Source organism: Brevibacterium sp. HMSC22B09, from assembly GCF_001806795.1.
GTDB lineage: Bacteria > Actinomycetota > Actinomycetes > Actinomycetales > Brevibacteriaceae > Brevibacterium > Brevibacterium ravenspurgense.
Genome location: NZ_KV786024.1, coordinates 1 through 14,335 on the forward strand (window position 1 = coordinate 1; position 14,335 = coordinate 14,335).

The 14,335-nt window shown below is 63.1% G+C and carries 19 protein-coding genes; 9 read left to right on the forward strand and 10 right to left on the reverse strand.

Annotation, left to right across the window (positions count from 1 at the left end):
• A partial coding sequence (locus HMPREF3087_RS07820) for an LPXTG cell wall anchor domain-containing protein (protein ID WP_141738908.1) occupies positions 1-192 on the forward strand: 192 nt, incomplete at its 5' end.
• Between the two features lie 249 nt (positions 193-441).
• On the opposite strand, the gene HMPREF3087_RS10740 is transcribed toward HMPREF3087_RS07820, so the two are convergent.
• From HMPREF3087_RS10740 to HMPREF3087_RS10750, 3 genes are read right to left on the reverse strand one after another with little or no spacing between them, the layout of a single operon-like run.
• A complete protein-coding gene (locus HMPREF3087_RS10740) occupies positions 442-714 on the reverse strand; it encodes a 3-hydroxyacyl-CoA dehydrogenase family protein (protein WP_244878098.1) in 273 nt (90 codons plus the stop codon).
• Positions 715-758: 44 nt separating this feature from the next.
• On the reverse strand, positions 759-992 hold the full coding sequence (locus HMPREF3087_RS10745) for a 3-hydroxyacyl-CoA dehydrogenase NAD-binding domain-containing protein (RefSeq protein ID WP_256173071.1): 234 nt from the start codon (positions 990-992) through the stop codon (positions 759-761).
• A gap of 10 nt (positions 993-1,002) precedes the next feature.
• On the reverse strand, positions 1,003-1,347 hold the full coding sequence (locus HMPREF3087_RS10750; protein ID WP_256173072.1) for a 3-hydroxyacyl-CoA dehydrogenase NAD-binding domain-containing protein: 345 nt from the start codon (positions 1,345-1,347) through the stop codon (positions 1,003-1,005).
• A gap of 443 nt (positions 1,348-1,790) precedes the next feature.
• On the opposite strand from HMPREF3087_RS10750, the gene HMPREF3087_RS07830 reads away from it, so the two are divergent.
• The 6 genes from HMPREF3087_RS07830 to HMPREF3087_RS07860 all read left to right on the forward strand — a co-directional run bounded on the left by HMPREF3087_RS07830 (position 1,791) and on the right by HMPREF3087_RS07860 (position 6,509).
• Entirely contained in the window at positions 1,791-2,120 is a 330-nt protein-coding gene (locus tag HMPREF3087_RS07830; protein ID WP_019174180.1) for a PadR family transcriptional regulator, read from the forward strand.
• Positions 2,117-2,632, forward strand: a complete 516-nt coding sequence (locus HMPREF3087_RS07835) for a DUF2812 domain-containing protein (RefSeq protein WP_019174181.1) — start codon at positions 2,117-2,119, stop codon at positions 2,630-2,632. The genes HMPREF3087_RS07830 and HMPREF3087_RS07835 overlap by 4 nt, the downstream gene beginning before the upstream one ends.
• A 467-nt stretch (positions 2,633-3,099) precedes the next feature.
• Entirely contained in the window at positions 3,100-3,516 is a 417-nt protein-coding gene (locus HMPREF3087_RS07840; RefSeq protein ID WP_019174182.1) for a hypothetical protein, read from the forward strand.
• A gap of 159 nt (positions 3,517-3,675) precedes the next feature.
• Positions 3,676-4,871 (forward strand): IS3 family transposase gene (locus tag HMPREF3087_RS07850; protein WP_256173073.1). Its coding sequence is split into 2 segments (ribosomal slippage): positions 3,676-3,972 and positions 3,975-4,871, totalling 1,194 coding nucleotides; the frame shifts between segments, so codons are not numbered across the junction.
• 746 nt (positions 4,872-5,617) lie between these two features.
• Positions 5,618-5,824 carry a hypothetical protein gene (locus tag HMPREF3087_RS07855; RefSeq protein WP_070424693.1) on the forward strand — a complete coding sequence of 69 codons (207 nt, stop codon included), beginning with the start codon at positions 5,618-5,620 and terminating at the stop codon, positions 5,822-5,824.
• A gap of 154 nt (positions 5,825-5,978) precedes the next feature.
• Complete coding sequence (locus tag HMPREF3087_RS07860) at positions 5,979-6,509, forward strand: N-acetyltransferase (protein WP_019174187.1); 531 nt, start codon at positions 5,979-5,981, stop codon at positions 6,507-6,509.
• A 76-nt stretch (positions 6,510-6,585) separates the two neighbouring features.
• Here HMPREF3087_RS07860 and HMPREF3087_RS07865 read toward each other — a convergent pair whose 3' ends face one another.
• The 7 genes from HMPREF3087_RS07865 to phnC all read right to left on the reverse strand — a co-directional run bounded on the left by HMPREF3087_RS07865 (position 6,586) and on the right by phnC (position 11,927).
• Positions 6,586-7,098, reverse strand: coding sequence for an alpha/beta fold hydrolase (locus HMPREF3087_RS07865; protein WP_019174188.1), 513 nt, complete (start codon positions 7,096-7,098; stop codon positions 6,586-6,588).
• A gap of 19 nt (positions 7,099-7,117) precedes the next feature.
• On the reverse strand, positions 7,118-7,297 hold the full coding sequence (locus HMPREF3087_RS10550; RefSeq protein WP_085916890.1) for a hypothetical protein: 180 nt from the start codon (positions 7,295-7,297) through the stop codon (positions 7,118-7,120).
• Between the two features lie 190 nt (positions 7,298-7,487).
• Positions 7,488-8,243 carry a GntR family transcriptional regulator gene (locus HMPREF3087_RS07875; protein WP_197456690.1) on the reverse strand — a complete coding sequence of 252 codons (756 nt, stop codon included), beginning with the start codon at positions 8,241-8,243 and terminating at the stop codon, positions 7,488-7,490.
• Positions 8,240-9,307, reverse strand: a complete 1,068-nt coding sequence (locus HMPREF3087_RS07880; protein WP_070428719.1) for a phosphonate dehydrogenase — start codon at positions 9,305-9,307, stop codon at positions 8,240-8,242. The genes HMPREF3087_RS07875 and HMPREF3087_RS07880 overlap by 4 nt, the downstream gene beginning before the upstream one ends.
• Positions 9,304-10,116, reverse strand: coding sequence for a phosphonate ABC transporter, permease protein PhnE (gene phnE / locus HMPREF3087_RS07885; protein WP_370919332.1), 813 nt, complete (start codon positions 10,114-10,116; stop codon positions 9,304-9,306). The genes HMPREF3087_RS07880 and phnE overlap by 4 nt, the downstream gene beginning before the upstream one ends.
• A gap of 32 nt (positions 10,117-10,148) precedes the next feature.
• Positions 10,149-11,045, reverse strand: coding sequence for a phosphate/phosphite/phosphonate ABC transporter substrate-binding protein (gene phnD / locus HMPREF3087_RS07890; protein WP_070428720.1), 897 nt, complete (start codon positions 11,043-11,045; stop codon positions 10,149-10,151).
• 84 nt (positions 11,046-11,129) lie between these two features.
• Positions 11,130-11,927: a phosphonate ABC transporter ATP-binding protein gene (gene phnC / locus HMPREF3087_RS07895; RefSeq protein ID WP_019174194.1), complete on the reverse strand. Its 798-nt coding sequence runs from the start codon at positions 11,925-11,927 to the stop codon at positions 11,130-11,132.
• A 175-nt stretch (positions 11,928-12,102) separates the two neighbouring features.
• On the opposite strand from phnC, the gene HMPREF3087_RS07900 reads away from it, so the two are divergent.
• Together HMPREF3087_RS07900 and HMPREF3087_RS07905 are read left to right on the forward strand one after the other, a co-directional pair.
• The gene (locus tag HMPREF3087_RS07900) at positions 12,103-13,365 is read left to right on the forward strand and encodes an alpha-D-ribose 1-methylphosphonate 5-triphosphate diphosphatase (protein WP_256173074.1); all 1,263 of its coding nucleotides are present in this window, start codon (positions 12,103-12,105) and stop codon (positions 13,363-13,365) included.
• A gap of 356 nt (positions 13,366-13,721) precedes the next feature.
• A complete protein-coding gene (locus HMPREF3087_RS07905) occupies positions 13,722-14,309 on the forward strand; it encodes a recombinase family protein (RefSeq protein WP_019174196.1) in 588 nt (195 codons plus the stop codon).
• Positions 14,310-14,335 lie beyond the last annotated feature (26 nt).

The window sequence follows — 14,335 nt, forward strand, 5'->3', positions numbered from 1 at the left end:
GAAGCTCCTGGAGCTGACAAGCCCGGCACCTCGGGAACTTCAGGTTCTCAGGACAACGGCACGAAGCCCAGCTCCTCCGCATCCGGCAGCCTGCCGCGCACCGGTGCGACCGGTCTGGCCGTTGGGCTTGCTGGCATCGCACTGCTTGCAGTCGGTGGAGTGGCCGTAATCATTTCTGGTCGCCGAATCTAAGCAAAGCGCAGGAGTTCCTGCAGTGACTCTCTCCTGGCCGGTCGGGCGAAAGCCCGGCCGGCCGTTCGCTTTCCACCCTTTCGACAGCCGGCGGGCCGGCAGTCCTTTTAGCCATCTGTATTAGGGGTCTGTGGCACAGATTCATCCGCGCAGATGGTAGGTCAAGCCCAGGGGCCGGCTCCCCCGAGAAGGGTCGGAAGTTTGCGCTTCTCCTTGCCCCAGCATGAACAGCAGCTGAGGCTCAGCGCATTACTGCTTGAAGAAGTCGTTTGCGCCGGTGATGTTGCCGGCATCGTCGTAGACGTAGAAGCCCTTGCGGTCAGCCACGCCGCTGAATCCAGCGTCGATGGCCTCCTGGAGCTTGTCGGCGAAGCCCTTGCCGATCTCTGTGCCGGAGTTGCGGGCAATGTGGGAGGCAACGTGGAAGCCGACGACGTCGTAGACCTCGAACGGACCGCGGGGGTTGCCTGTTCCGAGTTTCCAGGCGTTGTCGATGTCTTCGGGGTTGCCGACTCCATTCATGTACAGGTCTTTGCCTGCGTTCAGCCACGGAATGAGCATCGAGTTCAGGAAGTGCCGGGGGTTTCCTTCTTCACGTAAGCGGGAACCATGCCGGTTTCTTCCGCGTACTTCAGTGCTTTTTCGACGAACTTTTCGTCCGTCTTCGGGGTTCCCATGACTTCGGCGAGGTTCTGCTTCCAGATGCGGTTGGCGTAGTGGATGGCAAGGAAGCGTTCGGGAGCGCCGGACGAGTCAGCAAAGAGCGACGGCAGCAGCGACGAGGTGTTCGTCGCAAACACGGTTCGCTCATCAGCCAGCTTGCCCCACCTTTTCCCACGTCTCGCGCTTGAGTTCAAGGTTTTCTGGGACTGCTTCGATGACGATGTCCGTGTCTGAAACTGCCTCTTTGAGATCAGTGGTGGTGGAGATCCGCTTCAGAGCTTCATCGAACTTGTCGGCAGTGAAGTCCTCAAGGTCTTCTTCGTATCCGGCGCGCATCCAGTCCCAGCGCGCGGGAAGCTTATCGAGCGATTCCTGGAAGGCATCGTAAATGGTGACGTCTTTGCCGTGGTATGCGGCCTGCATGGCGATCTGTGATCCGAGAACGCCGCCGCCGAGGATGCTTACAGTCTTGAACTCAGTTATATTTGTCATCTCCAAAGAGAAAAGTCCTCTTATTCGCGCGGGTCAACATCTCTGAGATCTCGAGCTTTCTGCCAGTTGGCCCTCTATCTACGCAAATGCCTGGGCGCCGCGAATTATTCCGTTGGCGATTCCGTCTGTGCAGGTCAAAGCACTATTGCACTGTCAGATGTGCAGACGGCAAACTTCCGCTGAACCGCGGCTCTCTCGCACCGAAGACGGTATTCTCCCCAAACAAAAAATCCCGAAGCCTAGATTTCGTTGGCTTCCATGGTCCCAAGGGCGTCGTTGAATTATGCGGGTAAATCTGAAGACTCCACTCTTAGGCCCCAGCCCACCTCGCCACTTCTAGCGACGTTCCCCGCGATAGAGCCGCGATATTGACACGTCAATGGGCGAACCTTACGATTATCACTTAATGATATATCATGTGTCGATATACTGGGAGATGACAGGTGGGAAGGAAACCGCCCTTCGGTGACGGGAATATCCCTGATAGCGCACTAGCCATTCTGCTCAGTCTCGGAGAACCGAGGCACGGGTACTCGATCATGCAGTACCTACAGGAGCGCACGGGAGGTGAGTTGACCCTGGGGCCAGCGTCGGCGTACACGACGCTTAAAAAGCTCAACGAGGCGGGCCTCATTGAGGAACTCGAATCGGACCACCGCCGCCGCCTATACCGCATCACTGAGGCAGGCGCAGAAGCGGCTGAAAGAAACGTCACCAAACGTAGACAGTTCATGGCTTGGGCAGAACAACTACTTCAGGAGGTTCAACAATGACCACTCGTTTCAGCAACGGTTTGGCGTTCAGCCACGACCAAGAGACAAAGCTTTTCCAGGACATGGCCCGTAGGGGTAAACATCTGGACGGAATCGCTCTGTTTGGGCATGGATGGTCGTTCCGTGATGGCCCGGCCGAGGAATGGGCCTATCAGATCGTTTATGAGACTGATCCCGATCCGGAGTTTTTCGACCTCTGCCGAGGCGCGGGGTGGGCGCATGTACTCAGCGGCGGCACCTTTCATGTTTTCCGTGCCGAACCGGGCGCAACGCCGCTGCGCACCGAGCGGACTGACCAAATCGCGGAAGTTAAGCATCAACGCGACAGTTTCGTCCGATACAGCGTCGTCACAGCGATTGTGTTCCTCGCTGTCTGCGTCCTACTCAAGCTAGTGGAGTGGAATGCAGGCGTTGAAATCACGTGTTTCATTGTCGCCCTCATCCCAGTCGTCTATACGTGGATGCCCCTGGCTGCCTACCAGTGGCGTCTACATCGGATGCGGGAAGAATAACCTGAACCTCAGCTCTACTTTCACGAAGCTTCGCCGAGCGCGGTGCTTCTGGAGTGCCCATGATGTCGCACTCTCAGTCTTAGTGCCACAGAATCATCGATGTGGGTCTTACGGTGCCCCACCGCGGGCCTGCATACGCAACGAGAACCGCTCATCCTTGAGATTCACTTGCTACATGATTGCCTCAGCCGCACACCGTCGTGTCAACTGCGAGAACCCTCGTCAGATGCAGACTTTGCTACAGAACCCCACGGTACAAAAAATCCCGGAGCCGAAGCTCCGGGATTCAACTTGTGGAGGTAAGGGGACTCGAACCCTTTTTACGACCCTTCTTCCGCATTAGGCAGTTCGCTGACCTGCGATAACACTTAACAGCAGGGAATAACGATCAATAACAATCGGGTCTCATAGGTCCAGTGGACCTACGCAATTTCGGCCTGTGCGCCCCTATTCGCATAGGTACCGATATGAGCACCACGACAACTGCGCCAGAGACCCCACTGCCTCGCATCGGCTACACCGTCGAAGAGGCCACCCAGATACTGAGCTGCTCCGAGCACATGCTCCGCGCCGGGGTAGCTGAGGGACGGTACCCACATCTGGCGTGGCCGCGCGGCATCCGCTTCACCTTAGAACACCTCGAGACCATCGCAGCCATGCACGAAGAGGCTGCCCGCACCACCAGTGCCGACGACGCGGCTGCATCCGAACCGGTCGCCGATGCGCCTGATGATCGTCCGGTCTTCCGCTACGACCCGAACATGCCCGGAACCCCGCGCTCCCAGCGAGCCCAGTTCAATGCCGAGCTGGCCGCCGGCAAACACCGGCCCGCACACATATCCAGTGCAGGCCACAGCAACCAGAAAGCACAGGAGGCGCAGTGACTCGTTTCATCCGGGCACCGCGAGGAGTGCCAGAAGGCGGACAGTTCGTCGCCACCCGACGAGCCGAGACCGAGACCGCACTGACCTCACAGGGGCTGATGCAGGGATAGGTGACAACTGATCTGGCTCGGTCACCCCGTGCCTGGAAGGATTGTCATCATGCCCAAGCCTTACCCGAAGGAGTTCAAAGACGATGTGGTGCGTGTTGCTCAGCAACGCGATCATGATGTCACGATCGCTGAGGTCGCTAAGGACTTCGGCATCCATGAAGGCACGTTGACCAAGTGGATGCGCCAAGCCGATCTGGACTCCGGCAACACTGAGCGCCGTAAGCCTGGACCGACTACCGATGAGAAGTCCCAGCTGGCTGCTGCCAACCGCAAGATCCGACGCCTGGAGCAGGAGCTGGAGGTGATGCGCCGGGCTGCGGCCTACTTCGGTCAAGCTCAGATTCCGTCAAAATGAAGTACCCGCTCGTACGCGATCTCGCCGCTGCGGGAATCCCTGTGGCGGTGACGTGCCGGGTGCTGAAGATCGCCCGCCAGCCCTACTACCGGTGGCTGGCCAACCCCATCAGCGATACCGAGTGGGAAGAGGCCCACCGGCTCAATGCCCTGATCGATGCTCACCGAGAGGATCCTGAGTTCGGGTATCGATACCTGGCCGATGAAGCAGAAGCAGCCGGCTACCCGATGGCCCACCGCACCGCCTGGCGGCTCTGCCGCTCTCAGGGGGTGTTCTCGGTGATCAGCCGTCGGCGCAAGGGTAAGGGCACTCGCCCCGGGCCACCGGTTCACGATGATCTAGTGGCCCGGCAGTTCAGCGCCGTGAAGGCTCTGAACGAGGTGTGGCTGACCGATATCACCGAGCACCACACCGGTGAGGGAAAGCTCTATCTCTATGCGGTCAAGGACGCCTGCTCACGGCGGATCATCGGCTACAGCATCGATAGCAGGATGAAGGCCTCGCTGGCGGTACGGGCGCTGAACAACGCCATTGCCAACCGGGCCCGCACCGGGGCTGAGGTGGCCGGATGCATCGTCCACAGCGATCGAGGATCGCAATTTCGAGCGAAGAAATTCCTCCGCGCATTGGAATACCACGGCCTAGTCGGATCCATGGGTCGAGTCGGTGCCGCCGGGGATAACGCGGCCATGGAATCCTTCTACAGCCTGTTGCAGAACAACGTGCTCGACGCGCAGCCGTGGCGGACCAGAGAAGAGCTGCGGATGCGGATCGTCTCCTGGATCGAGAGGACCTATCACCGAAGGAGGAAACAGCAGGGCCTGGGGAAGTTGACCCCGGTCGCCTACGAGGAGAAACTCATCACGCAGGCGCTGACGTTAGCGGCCTGAACAGGAAACTGCATCTGTCACCTGTTCCTGCATCAGCCCCGTCAGCAGGCCGCGCAGCCTGGTGGTCAGCAATCTGTGCCTGCGAACCGGGAGGCTGCCCAGCAGCCTGCCGCACCAGCGCCGGCACCGGCTGGTCCCCCGTCTGCAGGAGGACAGACAGCACCGCAGCAGCCACAGAAGCCGGCATCCCGTCCATCGGCGACCGGTCAGGGCAGTGCACCACCCCCACCTCGGGTGCAGGGACCGCGCGTGGCCGTTGCCGCACCCGGTGGTCCAGCACAGACCGCCGGACCGTTCATACAGGCTGGAACCCGGCCAGGCGACGGCGCCCCAGAGCCCCGGCCTGCCCCGACAGCCAAGCCGCAGACGACCGACGGGACCATGCAGCCGGGACACAACCCCAAGCGATAGGCCGACACTCCTGAAACGAGCAAGGGCATCCGCACATGCCAGAATGCAGCAACGACGGCAAACGCCCTGCCGATCCAGTACGGCAGTCTGGCTGCGCGCAAAGCACGATCCGGGTGCACCGGTCGACAAGCGCGAGCCGTCCAGGGCCAATCGCCTGCTGCTCAATATTATGGTCACTGTCCTGCTCGCCCCGGTGATCCGCGATCGACACACTCAAAACTCGTCGGCAACGTCCTAATTGAGGCAGCAGACCCCGATCACAGCGACGACGATCCCGAGCTCCACATCTGAGACACACGGTTCAGTCATCAACTGCCAGTGATTGGGAGGACGACATGAACAGGACACCGCTTGGCATCTACCACGCCGTCTCGTGCCAAGACGCCACTTCGCTGTCTTACGACGGGCAGCCCTACTATGAAGTCAACATGCTGCCGCGTGCCGGCGTACCTGATGAGTGTGAGATCCTCTTCGCCGACGGGGAGTGGATTCTTGCTGAGGCCGACAAGGATCTCGCACCCCTCCCGGCAGCTGAGCAGTGAGGACCTGCGAAGCCCCAGCAGCCCATCTGCTCAGATCCACCGTCACACACCACGCTCGTAAAGCCCAGGCCGCGGCCGAGGAGCGCTGCCGACGACTCGAAGCTAAAAGCGCGGTGCGCGCAACGCAGTGAGCGCAGGAGAGAATGGAGCAGGCATGACGCGAAACCCGTGGGATCGGCCGTACTACGACTGGCAGGTGCTGCCGCCTTTTGTGATCAAGAACGGTGTGACGGTATATCCGTACTTCGCGCCACCGCGCGGGGATGCCGCACATGCGATCTGGGTTTTCGATCGCGCAGTCGATCCTGAAGATCCGGAGATCGAGCACCGCCACCTGGCGCATCATCGCATCGCCTACCTCACATGGTTCTCATCCGAGATCAGCTACATCGCCACTGAGCCGGCGCTGCAGCGGCAGGGCATCGCAACCGAGATGCTGCGCTTGGGCCGGGAGATCGACCCACATCTGAAGCACTCCACAACGCGCCGCACCACTGCCGCGCAGAAGTGGATCGCTGCCGTCGACCCAGACGAGCTCGACACCGTCGTCACACCCGAGGAGTCCTTCTGCCAGGCGACCCAGGCTTCCACGTCTTCCGCTCCACGCACGAGGCACCGACAGTGCCTGCCGAGCGTGCTGCACCGAATCGGGACATCGCTGAGAACTTGGGCACGCCGAGACTGATCGACTGCGGCGGCCCGGCAGTCTCACAAATGACCCGCAAGAACGTCACCGGGCGGTGCCAGCTGCGGAAAGACTGTCAGAACTCTTGGCTCAGCAGCCATCTCTGCAATACGGCGGTGAGCCGTTCGGGCGCGTCGAAATGGATCAGGTGACCGGCCTCGGGCACGAGGTGCAGCTCGGAACCGGGAATGAGCTCTGCGAGTCGGTGGGCGCGGTCAACCGGGATCCAAGCGAACACTGCGGAGTTGTCGGCGACGAGGCGGAAGAACTCCGAGCCCCACGGGGCCAGAGCAACCACGTCGACCAGGGCCAATGAGTTGTATTCAGCGTGGTGAAGCAGGTGAGCGCGAAGGGCCACTGCGCCGCCGTAGTCGTGGGCGACCATGTGCGGATCGGCCAGGCCCCAGTGATCGAGCAGATCCGCGAGCAACGCAGCCTGGGCGCTGAGCGAGACGTCCTGCCCGTCAACCTTCGTCGATGTCCCATAGCCGAGCATGTCCCACAGGTGGACCGTGAAGTCAGCGCTCAGGGCGTCGGCCACAGGCCGCCACACGGCTGACGACCACGGGGTGCCGTGGCAGAAGACCACCGGCGGCCCGCGGAATTGCTCACTCCTGCATCGGTCCGGGCCGGCTGCCCGGGTCCGACTCCATCCAGAGAGACGTGATCTCCGCAACAGGAGTGAGGTGCAGCTGCGCACCTGGATCGAGGCCGTGGTCGCCGAACCGCAGGACCATGAGGGCATCGGGCTCCTGCAGGCGGGCACCCTGCTGCTCGCAATCGTGCAAAAGTGCGAGTCAAAGGGAGCCTCGGGCTGCGATCCTGGTACGGGGCATTCGTGTGGAGAAAGCGTAGTCCAGGTTCTGACCCTGCAGCCCTCGGGTTGTCGACTCGACTAACGCCATCTTTGGAGCTGGCCTGCAGGGCGCGCTGACGGTGGGTCAGGGTTCGCCTGCGGAAAGGCCTACGCTGGCGGACTCATGTGTCGAAGTCGATCTCGATGCGGAATACGTCGGCCCTCAGCCACGAGACCGTGAGCTCCACCGGCTGGTGGTCTCGTGCTGCGGCATCTGTCCGTGAGCGGATCGAGATGACCGGCGGTCGGCCGCTCAGCCCGAGGTGCTCGGCGACCTCGGGCGGTGCGGGATCGATGGCCACGCCGAACCATCCGCGAACCGGTCGGAGCCCGTAGTGATCATCCAGGGTCTCGTACAGCGAGGCGAACGGGTCGAGAACCTGGGGCAGGTCCGGCACCAGCTGCGTGTCGAAGAAGGACTCGGCGAAGCCGACCAGCTCGTTGTCGATGTACCGGTCACGCGAGAGCGCCAGCACCTGCCGCCTCGGTCCCATCCTCATTCGCCGGCGCACCTCGGGCGACGGAGTCTCGAGTCGCCATTCTGTGGTCCGGACGTCAGGTGTGAGTCCCGCATTGCGGACGCTCTGGCTCCATGACGGCGGATGGCAACGGCTGATCGTGTAGTCGACCCGACGGGAGACGTACGTGCCGCTGCCCTGCCGTCGCCGCACCAGGTAGCGCCTCTCCAATTCCGCCAACGCCGCCCGCGCGGTCAGTCGGCTGACACCGAGCTGACCGGCGAGCGCGTCTTCCGGCGGAAGCCGGGTACCGACCGGGTGATCTGCGATCTGCTCGGCGAGAGTGTCTGCCGCGGCCAGATACACCGGGACCCGAGGCGCAGACTTCTTCGACGTGACGCGATTGATGGAACTGATCATAATGCAGGCGTCGGACCAGGGGAGTGCGTGCGCAGGGGACGGTTGACTGCACCGTCGGGCACCTCGCCGGTAAGCACCTGCAGGATCGCCTCGGCAGCATGTTCCTCGATCCTGAGCCTCGCGGAGGCCACAGCGGACCCGAGGTGCGGAGTGAAGAGAGTCCGGTCCTGTATCGCCAGGAGCTCCTCGGGCACGCCTTCAGGACGGTCCGGGCGCGAGAGGTCCTCGAACTCGAACACGTCCGAGGCGAATCCGCCGAGGTGCCCGCTGCGCAGCAGCTCAACCACGGCGACCTCGTCCACTACGGAGCCGCGCCCGACGTTGACGAGCAGCGACCCCGGCCGCATCGATTCCAATTGGGCGCGGCCAAGCAGGTGCAGGGTGTTCGCGGCCAGCGGGGCACAGACCGCCACGGCGTCGCTGCGCGTCAACAGCTCACCGAGTTCCACGTGCTCCATCTGCAAACCGTGGTCGCCGGCGGAGGACAATGGCTCAGGATCGCAGTAGAGCAGGTTCGCGTCGAAGCCGCTGAGCAGCCGCGCCACTGCCCGTCCGAGCCTTCCCGCGCCCACGAGGCCGATTGTCGAGCCCACGAGCGTGCTTCCGTAGAGCGTCGGTCGCCATCCCGCAAGGCCGGCCCGCACCGCGCGGTCTCCTGCCGTGATGTTGCGCGCGAGTCCGATGAGCAGACCGACCGCGAGTTCGGCGGTGGGTTCGGTGAGGAGATCCTCGACCCGCGTCAGCCAGATGCCGCGCTCGGTGCACGCGTTGACATCGATGTTGTCGTGGCCTTTGAGGGCGCCGGCGACCACCTGCAGGCGCGGACAGGCGTCGAGGAACTCTGCGGTGATCCGATCCGGCATGAACGCCATGAGGGCGTCCGCGCCTGCTGCCCTGCGTCGCAGCTCCGAGGCGGGTAGGCTGCCGTCGCTCTGGTTCGCGATCACCTCGCAGCTGTCAGCGAGCATCTCGAGGATCGGGGGATGCACGCGGTGGGTGAGGACCACCACCGGGCGGTGGGGAGTCTCCGTCACGTGCGTATCCGTCGGGTGTGTGTCTGTCATTGGAACCTCTTTCGCAACGCTCCGCCGAGGGCGTCGACCAGGGTGACTGTGGCAAGGATGACGAGCAGGATCGCGGCGACCTCGTCGTACTGGAGGGTGCGGAGGGCGGCGATCAGCTCGAAGCCGATGCCGCCAGCTCCGACGACGCCCACGACCACCGAGGCCCGGAAGTTGAGCTCCCAGCGGTATACGGTGGTGTCAGCCATCTGCGGCAGAACCTGCGGCAGGATGCCGTGCAGGATCACCTGCGCCGGGCCGGCACCAGTCGCGCGGGCGGCCTCGACAGGCGCGTGATCGGCATGCTCGATCGCCTCGGCGAAGAACTTGCCCACCATTCCCGCGGAGTGGATCCCCAGTGCCAGCGCTCCGGGCAGAGCGCCGAATCCGACGGCCGCCACGAAGACGATGGCCAGGATCAGCTCCGGCACGGAGCGCAGCACGTTGAGGATGAGCCGGGCGACCCAGTAGACCGCCGGATGCGGCGAGGTGTTGCGGGCGCCGCACAATGCCAGTGGAACGGAGAGCAGCACCGCCAGCGCGGTGGCCGCGATGCTCATCGTCATCGAGTCCCACAGCGGGCCCCACCAGCTGTTGAGGTTGGTGAAGTCCGGTACCCACATCTCACTCAGCAGGTCGGCGATGTCCGCCAGTCCTGTGATCATGCGGGTGCCGTCGAGCATCCCGACGACCCACGAGCTCACCAGCACGGTGACGAGGACGATCCCGGTGACAGCGACCGAGCGCCTCCAGCCGGACCGTGCCTGGTCGGAGATCTGCAGGTACTCCTGCTCTCGCTGCTCGTCCAGCAGGCGGCCTGTGCTTGCGCTTTCTGTGCTGGTGCTCACTGGTAGTCCTCAAGGTCGATGTCGAGCAGCGGTGCGAGCTCGCGCACCGCGTCGTAATCCGAGTCGGTGACCTCTTCGAAGCCGGCGGCGTCGAACGGTTCGAGCACGGCCGGATCTTCGAGGTCCAGGAACGCTCTCCGCAGCTTCTCCTTCAGGTCTTCGGGGAGGTCCGACTGCATGGTCCACGGATAGTTGGCGTAAGGCTCGGACTCCTGGACCTTGACGACGGTCGCGGGATCGATGAGTCCCTCCTCGGCCATGCGCTCATAGATGGGCAGGCTCATGCCCCCCGCATCCGCATTGCCGTTCTGGACCGTCAGGGCCACCGCATCGTGAGAGTCGACGTGCTGCTCTTCATAATCGCCGTGGTCAACTCGCAGGTCCGCGCCTTCGGCGAGCATGGCCTTGGGGATCAGGTGACTCGACGTGCTCGCCTGGTCGCCCCACGCGACAGTCTTGCCGGCGACATCGTCGAGGGTCTCGATCCCGGACTCGCTGTTGGCGATGAAGACCGACTGGTAAGTGGGGTCCTCGCCCTCGACCTCCTGCAGAGCGGCGAAGGGCTCGATGTCGGCCTTCTCCTGGGCGAGGACGTACGACAGCGGACCGAAGTAGCCGAGTTCGAGGCGGCCGCGGGCCATCGCCTCGATCATCGAGGAGTAGTCGGTCGTCACCACGAGCTCGACCTCCAGCCCCACCTGCTCCTCGAGGTGACTCTTGAGTGGTTCATTGTTCTTGATGATCTCCGAGGCATTCTCATCGGGAAGCAGCGCAACCCGAAGGGTTTCGGGGGCGGCGCTTGTCTCGGAGGCGGCAGTGCAGCCGGAGAGGAGAAGGGCAGAAGCCGTCAGGGTTGCTGTTGCGGCTGCGGTGAGGCGGGGGCGTCCAAGCACGGTGATTCACTCCTGTTTCAGTTGATCGAAGGCGGTGTGGTGGGATGTCGTTTGCTGGATGGAGGGCGGGTGAAGAAGCTGGGGTCAGCGGCGCTCGATCGCGAGTCGGTCTTCGGCGAGATGGGACGGATCCTCAGTCTGCGGCTCGTCGCGTGCGTCTTCGTAGATCACGCGGAGGTCATCGTCGTCGACTTCGTCTGCGGGACCGTCGTAAACGATCCGGCCATGGGCGAGGCCGACGATGCGGTCGGCGTGCTCGAGCGCGAGGTCGACCTGATGAAGGCTGGCGACGAGAGTGATGCCGTTCTCCTGGCAGACGCGGCGCAGCAGCTCCATGACGCGACGTGCTGTGGCGGGATCGAGGCTGGCCACGGGTTCATCGGCAAGGATCAGGTCCGGTTGCTGGGCGAGTGCGCGGGCGATCCCCACGCGCTGCTGCATGCCGCCGCTGAGGTTGTCGACTCGGGTGAGGGCCTTGTCCAGCAGTCCGACACGGTCGAGCGCCTCCAGGGCGATGCGCTCGTCGGCGCGGCCGAAGGGCAGGAGGCTGCGCCAGAAGCTGTAATATCCGACCCGGCCGAGCAGCACATTCCGCAGCGCTGTGTAACGCGGGATGAGCTGGTGGTGCTGGAACACCATCCCGGTGCGCCGGCGATGCCGTCGAAGGTCGCCGCGCGTTTCGAGCGACGGCACGCCGTCCGCTCGCACGCCTCCCGTGCTCGGCTTCACGAGCAAATTCATGCACCGCAGCAGCGTGGACTTGCCAGCTCCCGACGGGCCGAGGAGCACGGTCACTCTCCCGGCCTCGATCGAGAGGTCCGTGGGTCCCAAAGCCTGCACGCCGCCCTTATAGGTCTTACTGACGTCGACGAGTTCGATCATGTCAAGTCCTCTATATGACTCCTGGTTGCCTCCTCAAAGGTATAGAGGATTTGTGAACTCCAAGGGGGGTGCTGGACAACGGTGTGTGAATCAAGGACGAACAGGGCATTCTTGTGGGCAGCCGTTCATGAGGCGTCCACATGAGGGTCAAGACCGGATGGAAGGCTGTCTGGCCATGACATCCTTCACCTCGGACCGCCCAGTCTCCGATCTCGTGATCGGCCACGCCACAGCAGTGCTGCCCAACGGGGTGATCGACGACGCCCGGGTGGTCGTCCGCAGCGGTCGAATCGCTCACGTCGGGCCGCATCCACGTGGCACTGCCTGTGACCTGGATGCTCGCGGCGCACACGTGCTGCCCGGGCTCGTCGACGTCCACAGCGATGTGCTGTCGCGAGATATCCGTCCACGGCCCGGTGTCGTTCTCGATCCCTCCTTCGCGGTTGCGTCTGCGGGTGCCCGGCTTCGTGCGGCAGGCATCACTACCGCGTTCCACGGCCTGGCCTTCCAGGAACGGTCGATCGTGGGAAGACCGATCGATTCTCCCGCAGCGTCCGAACTCTCGGGAGCACTCCGTCGCACTGACGACACTCAAGTCGATCATCAGGTTCTGCACCGGCTCGATGTGCGCTGCGAATACGGACTTGCGCTGCTCACGAAGGAGTTGGAGTCATCGGAATCGGCACCTCAGGACGAGATGTGTGCACTGCATCCACAGGGGCCGAACGATGGTGATTCGTGTCTTCCGGGTGGACGAGTGCCCGTCGTGTCGCACGAAGACCACACGCCGGGGCAGGGACAGTTCGCCGACCCAGCGAAAATGCAGAAGTGGCTGGTTGACAGCGATCGAATGAGTGACGACGACGCTGCTGATCATGTGGAATGGTGGCGCAGCAGTCGTGACGAGCGCCTTGCTGTGCGTGACCGTACTCTGTCGTGGTTGGAGGGCTTGGTCCGGGCAGGTTCCATTCGACTTTTCGCCCACGACCTCGCGACACCGGAGGAGGTGTCGGCGGCTGCCGACCGTGGCTGTAGTGTGGCGGAGTTCCCGACAACAGTCGCGGCTGCCCGTGCGGCCCGGGATCACGGGATGCTCATCGTCGCGGGGGCACCGAACATCGTCCGGGGAAGATCTCACACCGCCAACGTACCGGCATCCGAACTCGCATCTGCGGGCCTGATCGACGCGTTGGCTAGCGACTACATCCCCACATCGATGCTTCCGGGCGCACTGCGACTAGTGCGTGATGGAATTGCAACGCTTCCCCAGGCGGTGCGGCTCGTGACTTCCGGTGCAGCCGCCTGTGTGGGTCTTGACGACCGTGGCTCTCTGACCGAAGGACATCGAGCCGACCTGATCCTCGCCGACCTCACCAAGAGGTGGCCCTCCACTCTCTCCCTCACAAGAGGAGTTCTTATTGGTGGGCGACCAAGATGAGAGGATCAGCTGATCTCTGAGGTGGAGCAAGCTCACCCGCAGGGAAAGAGTGGGGGAGGGTGCAAAACGCGAGACGAGTCGTTCCATGTTGCTGTCTCATAGGGGGCTGTTCTGCGTCGGCCTACCGACCAACCTGCGCGTAACGCCGCACTCATTCAGACGAACTGCACGATGTTGCCGTTCATCAGAAACCACCGTATCTGCAACACGGTCTTCTGCGACGGCCGCGACGTGCTGCCACCGACCTCATCTGTCGCAAAACCCCGTCTCACATCCCAGATGCCGCTGGCTATGAGTTCTGCGACGAACCGGAGTCTCGTACAGTGGCAGCAACGACGGTGCGGGAGGTGCAATCGGTGACAGGCACAGTATTCGGCTACGCGCGGGTGTCCTCACGCGCCCAGAATCTTGACTCCCAAAGCGCCCAGCTCGAAGCTGCCGGCTGCCAGCGCATCTTCAGCGACATCATCACCGGCGCTTCCCGCGTTCGGCCAGGAATGGATGACCTCCTCTCCCATCTGCGCCCCGGTGACGAACTTGTCGCCACGAAGCTCGATCGTCTCTGCCGCTCCATTGTCGGCATCCACGAGCTGTTAGCCGACCTCGCCGACCGAGGTGTCACGGTGCGCACTCTCGATGGCCTGACCACCGACCCCAGCCAGCCCGGCGGGAAGATTCTCGTCGCCGTCATGGCGGCAGTTGCCGAAGTCGAACGCGATCTCATCCGCGAACGCACCCGCCGCGGATTAGAAGCCGCCCGGGCCCGCGGGCGCACCGGTGGCAGACCGCAAGCACTGACCACCTCTCAGCAGCGCAGCATCGTCGCACTCATCGAATCCGGCCAATCGAGCCCGACAACTGCCGCCGAAGATTTCGGCGTCTCGCGCGCGACGGTCTACCGCGTCCTCAGACGGCTGCGGAACAAGGTGGACTCAGACACCTAGCTGTACTGATCGGGGAGGTTAGTTAA